8 protein-coding genes are annotated in these 9,117 nt (G+C 75.2%); all 8 read left to right on the top strand.

What is annotated here, in order from left to right; genetic code table 11:
• Positions 1-118 precede the first annotated feature (118 nt).
• The 8 genes from HCN52_RS18025 to HCN52_RS17990 all read left to right on the top strand — a co-directional run bounded on the left by HCN52_RS18025 (position 119) and on the right by HCN52_RS17990 (position 9,085).
• Positions 119-781, top strand: coding sequence for an SCO family protein (locus HCN52_RS18025; protein WP_168089483.1), 663 nt, complete (start codon positions 119-121; stop codon positions 779-781).
• Positions 778-1,251: a copper chaperone PCu(A)C gene (locus HCN52_RS18020; protein WP_312876759.1), complete on the top strand. Its 474-nt coding sequence runs from the start codon at positions 778-780 to the stop codon at positions 1,249-1,251. The genes HCN52_RS18025 and HCN52_RS18020 overlap by 4 nt, the downstream gene beginning before the upstream one ends.
• A 12-nt stretch (positions 1,252-1,263) precedes the next feature.
• Positions 1,264-3,300 (top strand): copper resistance CopC/CopD family protein, encoded by a 2,037-nt coding sequence (locus HCN52_RS18015; protein WP_168089482.1) that lies wholly within the window; start codon positions 1,264-1,266, stop codon positions 3,298-3,300.
• A 6-nt stretch (positions 3,301-3,306) separates the two neighbouring features.
• Positions 3,307-4,686: an iron uptake transporter deferrochelatase/peroxidase subunit gene (efeB, locus tag HCN52_RS18010; protein ID WP_168089481.1), complete on the top strand. Its 1,380-nt coding sequence runs from the start codon at positions 3,307-3,309 to the stop codon at positions 4,684-4,686.
• Between the two features lie 119 nt (positions 4,687-4,805).
• Positions 4,806-5,753: a prephenate dehydratase gene (pheA, locus tag HCN52_RS18005; RefSeq protein ID WP_168089480.1), complete on the top strand. Its 948-nt coding sequence runs from the start codon at positions 4,806-4,808 to the stop codon at positions 5,751-5,753.
• A gap of 640 nt (positions 5,754-6,393) precedes the next feature.
• Positions 6,394-7,695: a serine--tRNA ligase gene (gene serS / locus HCN52_RS18000; RefSeq protein ID WP_168089479.1), complete on the top strand. Its 1,302-nt coding sequence runs from the start codon at positions 6,394-6,396 to the stop codon at positions 7,693-7,695.
• Positions 7,692-8,522 carry an HAD family hydrolase gene (locus HCN52_RS17995; RefSeq protein ID WP_168089478.1) on the top strand — a complete coding sequence of 277 codons (831 nt, stop codon included), beginning with the start codon at positions 7,692-7,694 and terminating at the stop codon, positions 8,520-8,522. Before serS ends, HCN52_RS17995 begins: the two co-directional genes overlap by 4 nt.
• Positions 8,523-8,557: 35 nt before the next feature.
• Entirely contained in the window at positions 8,558-9,085 is a 528-nt protein-coding gene (locus HCN52_RS17990) for a hypothetical protein (protein ID WP_168089477.1), read from the top strand.
• The last annotated feature ends 32 nt before the right edge of the window (positions 9,086-9,117 follow it).

The raw sequence follows: 9,117 nt of genomic DNA, 5'->3' as shown, positions 1-9,117 counted from the left end.
CCGGGGCGCCGCCACCCGGCTCCCCGGCGCCGCCGCCCCGTGCCGCCCGCGCACCGGAGCCTTCCCCGGCCGGTCACCGACCCGCCGGTACCCCAGCACCACCAGGAGAACGACCACCATGAAGCCCCGCACCACCGGCGCCGCCGTCGCAATCGCCCTGGCGTCCGCCCTCGTCCTGACCGCCTGCGGCGGTGAGGACGACGCACCGCCGGCCTCCGTCGTCGACCGCGACGACCTCGGCGCAGCCGACCCCGAGACCGGCACCGTGCTCGACACGCCCTTCGCCAAGCCGGCGCTCACCCTCACCGACACCGACGGCGAGGAGTACGACCTCGTCGCCGAGACGGAGGGCGTCGCCACGCTCCTCTACTTCGGCTACACCAACTGCCCCGACGTCTGCCCGCTGACCATGAGCAACATCGCCAATGCGGCGGCCGAGCTCACGGAGGAGCAGCGGGAGCGGCTCAACGTCGTCATGGTCACCTCCGACCCCGAGCGCGACACCCCGGAGTCGCTCGGTGCCTGGCTCCAGGCGCAGGACCCCGACTTCATCGGCCTCACCGGTGACTTCGGGGAGATCCAGGAGGCGGCGAGCTCGCTCGGCGTGCTGCTGGAGGAGCCCTACGTCGAGGACGACGGCGCGGTCGTCTCCAGCCACGGTTCCCAGGTGCTCGCGTTCCTGCCGGGCGACGACAAGGCGCACGTGCTGTACACCGAGGGCGTCACCACCGAGACCTTCGAGCGCGACCTGCCGGTGCTGATCGAGGGGGAGACGCCGTGACCCCGCTGTCCCGCCCGGCCCGCCGCCGGGCACGGCGGACCGCCCTCGCCGCGGTCGTCGCCGCGCTGCTCACCGGCGCGGCGGCGTGTTCCGCCGAACCGGCGGGCCCGGAGCTGTCGGTGCGGGACGCGTTCGTCCCCGAGCCGGTCAGCGAGGCGGTGGCCGGCGGTTTCCTGGTGCTGGAGAACACCGGCGACGAGGACGACGCGCTGGTGGGCGCCGTCAGCGAGATGGCCGAGAAGGTGGAGCTCCACGAGACGGTGGAGAACTCGATGCGCCCCGTCGACTCACTTCCCGTCCCGGCGGGCGGCTCGCTGGAGCTGGCGCGCGGGGGCAATCACCTGATGCTGCACGGGCTGGACCGCAAGCCGGTCGAGGGCGACACCGTCCCCGTCGCGTTGGAGTTCGAGAAGTCCGGAACTCTCACCATCGACATCCCGGTGGCTTCCGCGACCCACACCGGTAGGTGACCGTAGAGCGTCATGGACACCCCCCACCTCTCCCGCGCCCCTCGGCTCCGCGCCGCGGCGGCCGCTCTGCTGCTGGCGGTCACCGCCCTGGCCGCGGTGCTGCTCGCCGCGGCGCCCGCCGCCGCCCACGCGTCGCTGCTCGGCAGCGACCCGGAGGACGGCACCGTGCTCGACGCGGCGCCGGGGGAGGTGGTGCTCCACTTCTCCGAGGACGTCGCGACCTCCGCCGACTCCGTCCGGGTGCTCGACCCGGAGGGGAACCGGGTCGACACGGGGTCGCCGGAACGGCGGCCGGGGGCCGTGGGCGGCGGCACCTCCTACGCCGTGCCGCTCGGGTCGGAGATCGCCGACGGCACCTACACCGTCGCGTGGCAGGTCGTCTCCACCGACAGCCACCCCGTCGCCGGTGCCTTCACCTTCTCCGTCGGCGCGCCCTCCGAGACGAGCGTCGTCGTGGCGGACGGCCCGGCCGAGGACCCCGCGGTCGCGCTGCTCTACGACAGCGGCCGGTACGCGGCGTACGCCGGCTACCTGCTGGTCGTGGGCGCCGCCGCGTTCCTGCTGCTCTGCCGGCCGCCCGCCGCCCGGCGACCGCTCGTCCGCCGCGTGGCGACCCTCGGCTGGGCGCTGGCGGCCGGGGCCACGGTGGCGCTGCTGCTCCTGCGGCAGCCGTACATCACCGGCGGCGGCATCGGGGAGGTCGTGCGGCTGGCGGGGATCACCGAGGTGGTCGACACCCGGACCGGCGTCGCGCTGCTGGCCCGGCTCGCGGTCCTCGCGCTGGTCGCCGGGTTCCTGTTCCGGCTCCTGCGCGACCCCGACCCCGAGGACGGCTGCCCCCGGGACGGCGGTGCCGAGGGGACGACGCCCGGGGCCCGGGGCGCCCTCGGGACGGGCGCGGTGCTGGCCGCGGGGCTCGCCGCGACCTGGTCGCTGGCGGAGCACGCCGCCTCCGGCCCCCAGACCCACATCGCGGTCCCGGCCGACATGCTGCACATGGCGGCGGCCGCGGTCTGGCTGGGCGGCCTGGTGACGCTGCTGCTCCTGCTGCACCGCGGCGGCACCCCCGCCGTGTCGGGCGCCGTGGTCCGGCGGTTCTCCACGGCGGCGACGGTCTCGGTCGTGCTGGTCGCCGTCACCGGCGTCTACCAGTCGTGGCGGCAGGTGGGCGACTGGGGGCAGCTGGCCTCCACCGGCTACGGGCAGTTGCTCGGCGTCAAGGTGGCGCTGGTGGCGCTGCTGCTGGGCGTCGGCTGGACCTCCCGGCGCTGGACCGCCCGGTTGACGGACGCCCCGGCGCCGGGGGCGGGTACCCCGGAACCCCCGGCGCCCCCAGCGGACGGCACCGGCAGCGCCTCCGCGCCCGACGACCCCGCCCCCGGCGATCCCGCCCTCGGCGATCCCGCCCCCGCCCCCGACGCGCCCGGGACGGAGCAGGGGCCCGCCGCCGCCACCGGCTCCGCGCGGACACCGGCCGACCCGGTGCGCGCCGCGCAGCTCGCCCGGCAGCAGGAGGCACGAGGCCGGGCGCGGCGGCTCAAGGACCGGGACTCCGACCCCGTCCGCTCCGGGCTGCGGCGCTCCGTCCTCGTCGAGGCCGTGATCGCCGCGCTCGTCCTCCTCGCCACCACGGCGCTCACCACGACGCCCCCGGCCCGTACGGTGGAGGAGGCCGGGGGTGCCGGAGCCACCGACACGGTCGGCGGCGGCCCGGTCGCGCTGGAGCTGCCGTTCGACACCGGTGGCGAGAACGGTGCCGGCACCGTGCTCGTCGACATCACCCCCGGCTCCACCGGCGACAACGAGCTGCACATCCGTACCGTGGACGCCGCGGGCGAGCCGCTGCCCGCCGCCGAACTCCGCGTCGCGCTCACCCTGCCGGCCGAGGAGATCGGTCCGTTGCGGCCCGACGCCCTGCTGGTGGACATCGGGCACTGGACCCTTCCCGGCGTCCAGCTCCCCCGCCCGGGCGAGTGGGAGATCTCGCTGACCATCCGCACCTCGGACATCGACCAGGTGACCGAGACCGACACCTTCCCGATCGGCTGACAGCACATGGCACGACGCAACCGCCGCCCCGCCGCCCCCGCACCGGCGACCGCCCCCTCCGGGGCGGGCAGGGGCACCGACCCGGCCGCACCGCAGCAGCCGGCCGGGACCCCGACCGGCGGGGTGTCCCGGCGTGCGCTGCTCGCCACCGGCGGCGGTGCGGCGGCGCTCGGCCTGGTGGTGGGCACCGGCGGTGCGCTCACCGGCGCGCGCGCCGTCGCGGGGGAGCGGCCGACGCCGCTCAGCGCCGTCGGCGAGGCGGTGGTCCCGTTCCACGGCCGTCACCAGCCCGGGATCACCACCCCCGCGCAGGCGCACGGCCACCTGCTGGGCTTCGACCTGGTCCCGGCACCGGCCCCCGACGCACGCCGGGCCGCGGGTGCGCTGCTGCGGCGGTGGACGGAACTGGCGGCCGCGCTGATGGCGGGCGAACCGGGGGAGCGGGACACCGGCGTCGCCCTGGACGCAGGGCCCTCCGGGCTGACGGTCACCATCGGCTTCGGCCATTCCTTCTTCGACGCCACCGGGCTGGTGGAGCGCCGGCCGCGGGCACTCCGTCCGCTGCCGGACTTCTCCGCGGACGCGTTGGACCGGGAACGCTCCGACGGCGACCTCTGGGTGGCCGTCGGAGCGGACGACGCGCTGGTCGCCTTCCACGCGCTGCGCGCCGTGCAGCGCGCGGCGGACGAGTCGGGCGCCGCGCGGCTGCGCTGGCAGCACAGCGGGTTCAACCGGGCGCCCGGCGCCACCGCCTCCCCGATGACGGCCCGCAACCTGATGGGGCAGGTCGACGGCACCAACAACCCCCGGGAGGCCGACGAGGGGTTCGCCGGCCACGTCTTCGTCCCCGACCCGGACGGGCCGGGCGCGGAGCGGTCGACGGCGCGCGCGGAGGAGGCGTGGATGGCGGGCGGCTCCTACGTGGTGATGCGCCGCATCCGGATGCTCCTCGACCAGTGGGAGCAGGAGCCGCTCGCGGAGCAGGAGGCGGTGATCGGCCGGCGGAAGGCGGACGGCGCCCCGCTGACCGGTGGTGAGGAGACCACGCCCGTGGACCTCGACGCGCGCACCGCGGAGGGCGCGCCGGTGATCGCCGCCAACGCGCACGTGCGGGTCTCGGCGCCGGAGAGCAACGACGGCGCGACCATGCTGCGGCGGCCGTTCTCGTACCACGACGGGTTCCGCGACGACGGCGCGCCCGATGCCGGTCTGCTCTTCCTGTGCTGGCAGGCCGATCCCTACCGGGCGTTCGTCCCGGTGCAGCGGAAGCTGGACCGCGGCGACGCCCTGTCGCCGTTCCTGCGCCATGAGGCGTCGGCGCTCTTCGCGGTGCCGCCGGGCGCGGCGAAGGGCGAGTACGTCGGGCAGGGGCTGCTGGAGGGGTGAGAGCCGGCGCGCCCCCCCGGACCACGCGGTCGAGGGGCGGAATCCGCTCCGGGACCGGGCGGGCGCCCGCCCGTCGGGACGTGGCGCTGCGGGCCGCCGCACGGGACTACCGTGGGTCCATGACGTCGAGCCGCTACACCTACCTCGGGCCCGAGGGCACCTTCACCGAGGCCGCACTGCGCACGCTGCCGGAGGCCGCCACCCGGGAGCTGGTCCCGATGGTCTCCGTCCCGGCCGCGCTGGACGCCGTGCGCAACCGCGAGGCGGGCGGTGCCCTGGTGCCGATCGAGAACTCGGTCGAGGGCGGGGTCACGGCGACCATCGACGAACTGGCGTCGGGGCGGCCACTGATGATCTACCGGGAGGTGCTGCTGCCGATCGCGTTCGCGCTGCTGGTGCGGCCGGGCACGGAGCTGGCGGAGGTCAAGACGGTGACCGGGCACCCGGTGGCGCAGCCGCAGGTCAGGCGCTGGCTGGAGCGGCAGCTGCCCGAGGCCCAGTGGGAGTCGGCCGCCTCCAACGCGGACGGTGCCCGGCTGGTGCAGGAGGGGCGGTACGACGCCGCGTTCGCGGGCGAGTTCGCGGCGGCCACCTACGGTCTGCACCCGTTGGTCACCGACATCCACGACGCGGAGAACGCCGCGACGCGGTTCGTGCTGGTGGGGCGGCCCGCGCGGCCGTCGTCGCCGACCGGCGCCGACAAGAGCTCGGTGGTGCTGTGGCTGCGCGACGACCATCCGGGGGCGCTGCTGGAACTGCTCCAGGAGTTCGCGGCGCGGGGCGTCAACCTCATGCGGATCGAGTCGCGTCCGACCGGGGGCGGGATCGGGCAGTACTGCTTCCAGGTGGACTGCGAGGGCCACCTCGCGGACCGCAGGGTCGGTGAGGCGTTGATGGGGTTGCGGCGGCTCTGCGCCGGGGTGCGGTACCTGGGTTCGTACCCGCGTGCGGACGGTGGCCGGCCGCAGCTGCGCCACGGGACCTCGGACGAGGCGTTCCTGGCGGCCAACGACTGGTTGAACCGCTGTTTCGACGGGCGGGGCGAGCTGCCGGGAGAGGCGCCCTGAGAGCGGGTCTGCGACCCCACGCCGGCCCCGCGGCGCCGGCTCCGGCCCGCTGCCGCGCCGTCGGGAACGCCTGAACACGGCCCGATCCGGGGGTGCCCCGCGGGCGGCCGGCGGCATCCGACGCCGCGAGCCGATCCGCCGCGAGGTCCGATCCGCGCGGTGAGGAGCGGGTGTGCCGGAGCTGTGACGGCCGGGCGCCCCGCTGTGCGCGGCCCGCAACGCTGCGGCCCGGGTTATCCACAGGCTCGGTGGATTGCCTGTGCATAAGTCGATACGTGAAACGGTCATTGTCGACATGGCGCCATGACCATCCCAAAGTCATCGAAGGTGGTCGAGGCTGCCGTGGGTCGACCGCTCCAGTGACATGTCCTGATTAGTGCCGGTCAATTCAGCTGAAAAACGCCCATAGCTCCGGATGCTCTCGCCCGTATCGCCCGGTCGGTGACGACCGGTGGCCGGGTGCCCGGTACTCCACAGGTGGGGGTGGCTACCTGTGGATAACTTTCGGGGCACGCCTCTGAGCTGTGGATTTCCGCCTTGCCGTGCCATCCCGCACTTCGGGCGAACCGCACTAATCGCCGCATCTCGCGGGGCTCCCGGCTGGTGGTGGTCGCCACCGGCCTCCCGGTAGCCTGGTGCCGTGATCGACCTTCGGCAGCTGAGAGACGACCCCGACCGTGTCCGCGCCTCGCAGCGCGCCCGTGGAGAGGACGTCGACCTCGTCGACGCCGTGCTCTCCGCCGACGAACGGCGCCGGTCGTCCGGCAGCCGGTTCGACGAGCTGCGCGCCGAGCAGAAGCAGCTCGGCAAGCTCATCCCCCGCGCCCAGGGCGACGAGAAGGCCGAGCTCCTGAAGAAGGCCGGCGAGCTGTCCGCCGCCGTCAAGGCGGCCGACGCCGAGCAGGGCCAGGCCGACGAGGAGGCCCAGCGGCTGCTCCTCGGGCTGAGCAACATCGTCCACCCGGAGGTCCCGGTCGGCGGCGAGGAGGACTTCGCCGTCCTGGAGACCCACGGCACGATCCGCGACTTCACGGCCGAGGGGTTCGAGCCCAAGGACCACCTGGAGCTGGGCGAGCTGCTCGGCGCCATCGACGTCGAGCGCGGCGCCAAGGTCTCCGGCTCGCGCTTCTACTACCTCACCGGCATCGGCGCCCTTCTCGAACTCGCCCTGGTGAACGCGGCGATCGCCCAGGCCACCGAGGCCGGCTTCGTCCCGATGCTCACCCCCGCACTGGTCCGCCCGCGGGCCATGGAGGGCACCGGCTTCCTCGGCCAGGCGGCCGAGAACGTCTACCACCTGGAGCGCGACGACTACTACCTCGTCGGCACCTCCGAGGTCCCCCTCGCCGCGTACCACATGGACGAGATCGTCCCCAGCGAGAAGCTGCCGCTGCGGTACGCCGGGTTCTCCCCCTGCTTCCGCCGCGAGGCCGGCACCTACGGCAAGGACACCCGCGGCATCTTCCGCGTCCACCAGTTCGACAAGGTCGAGATGTTCTGCTTCGTCGACCCCGCGGAGTCGGAGGCCGAGCACCGCAGCCTGCTGGAGTGGGAGAAGCAGTGGTTGACCGCCCTGGAGCTGCCGTTCCAGGTGATCGACGTCGCCTCCGGTGACCTCGGCTCCTCGGCCTCCCGCAAGTTCGACTGCGAGGCGTGGATCCCCACCCAGGGCAAGTACCGCGAGCTGACCTCGGCCTCCAACTGCGACTCCTTCCAGGCCCGCCGCCTGTCGGTCCGCACCCGGGAGGCCGGCGGCCGCACCCGCCCGGTCGCCACCCTCAACGGCACGCTCTGCGCCGTGCCCCGCACCATCGTGGCGCTGCTGGAGAACCACCAGCGCCCCGACGGGTCGGTGCACGTGCCCCCGATGCTGCGTCCCTACCTCGGGGGGCGCGAGGTACTGGAACCGCTCGGCACCGCGACCGCGCCCTCCGGCTCGTGACCGGCTTCCCGTACCGGCTGGTCGCCACCGACCTCGACGGCACCCTGCTGCGCGGCGACGGCTCCGTCTCGCCGCGCACCAGGGAGGCGCTGGCGGCCGCCGCGCGGGCGGGCGCCGCCCACATCGTCGTCACGGGGCGCAACGTCGGCTGGACCCGTCACGTCCTGGACGACCTCGGCTACGACGGGCTCGCCGTCTGCGGCCAGGGCGCGCAGGTCTACCACGCGGGTGAGCACCGGCTGCTGACCTCGGTGACCCTCGACCGCCGCGCGGCGCGACACGCCGTCGACGCGCTGGAGGCGGAGCTCGGCCCGCTGTGGGTCGCGGCGACCCGCGACGGCGCCGACGGCATCGTGCTCTTCGACCCCGCCGGCTTCCCCGGCCTCGTCCCCGAACGGATCGAGGGCGAACCGCTGGCCGCCGTCCCCTACGCAGACCGCGCAGAGCTCTGGGCGGAGCCGCTGATGAAGCTCTACCTCCGCCACCCCGAGCTGGACGACGACGAGCTGACCGAGGCCGCCACCCGGCTGGTCAACACCACGGTCGGGGTCGTCATGGCCGGCCCGGGGACGGTCGAACTCCTGCCGCTGGGGCTCAGCAAGGCCAGCGGACTCTCCATCGCCGGCCGGCGGCTGGGAGTGAGGGGCGCCGACACCATCGCCTTCGGCGACATGCCCAACGACATCCCGATGTTCCGCTGGGCGGCGCATGGCGTCGCCATGGCCGGCGCGCACCCCGCGGTGGTGGAGATCGCCGACGAGGTGACCGCCGGAAACGAGGAGGACGGGATCGCGTTGGTGTTGGAGAAGCTGCTCGCCACCGGCTGACGCGGCGCGTCGCCGGCCGAGGAGAGGGGCGTGAGGTGGTCGGAGCGATGACCGGGCGGCGGCCCGCCGGCGGGCCGCCGCGGCCCGGACCCCGCCCCGCGGGCCGGATCGTGCTGTTCCTGCTGCTGCTGTGGCTCGCCGCGCTGGCCTTCGCCGCGCAGGCGGTCGTCGCCGGTCGAACCGTCACCGAGCAGGTGGTCTCCCACACCGACGGGGTGCGGCTCGCCGCGGTGGCCCTCGCACTGGTGGTGCTGCCGCTGGCGGCCTCGGGCCCCGCGTCGGCGCTGGTGCCCGCCGAGGCCGACGCGCGTCCGCGCGGGGCGGCCCACCGCTGCGGGTTGTTCGTTGTCCACACCCTGGTGACCGCCGCCGCGCTGGCTGGGCTCACCCTGCTGCTGGCCCTCCTCGGCGCGTCCGCGCCGGTGGCGGAACTCCCGGCTGCCGCCGCGGAGGTGCTCCTCGGTGCGGAGGGCGCCGTCGCCCTGGCGGCGCTGGCCGCCCACGCGCTGTTCGCGCCCGCGGTGTGGCAGCCCCTGCGATTCGCCCGCGCGGCGCGCGCCTGACACGCCGCTCCGGCGGTCAGTCAGGCCAGCCC

Origin of the sequence: Streptomyces bohaiensis, assembly GCF_012033785.1 — a bacterium.
Taxonomy (GTDB): Bacteria; Actinomycetota; Actinomycetes; order Streptomycetales; family Streptomycetaceae; genus Streptomyces; species Streptomyces bohaiensis.
The sequence above is the reverse complement of the archived record's forward strand: the minus strand, read 5'-3'. Positions and strand labels throughout refer to the sequence as shown.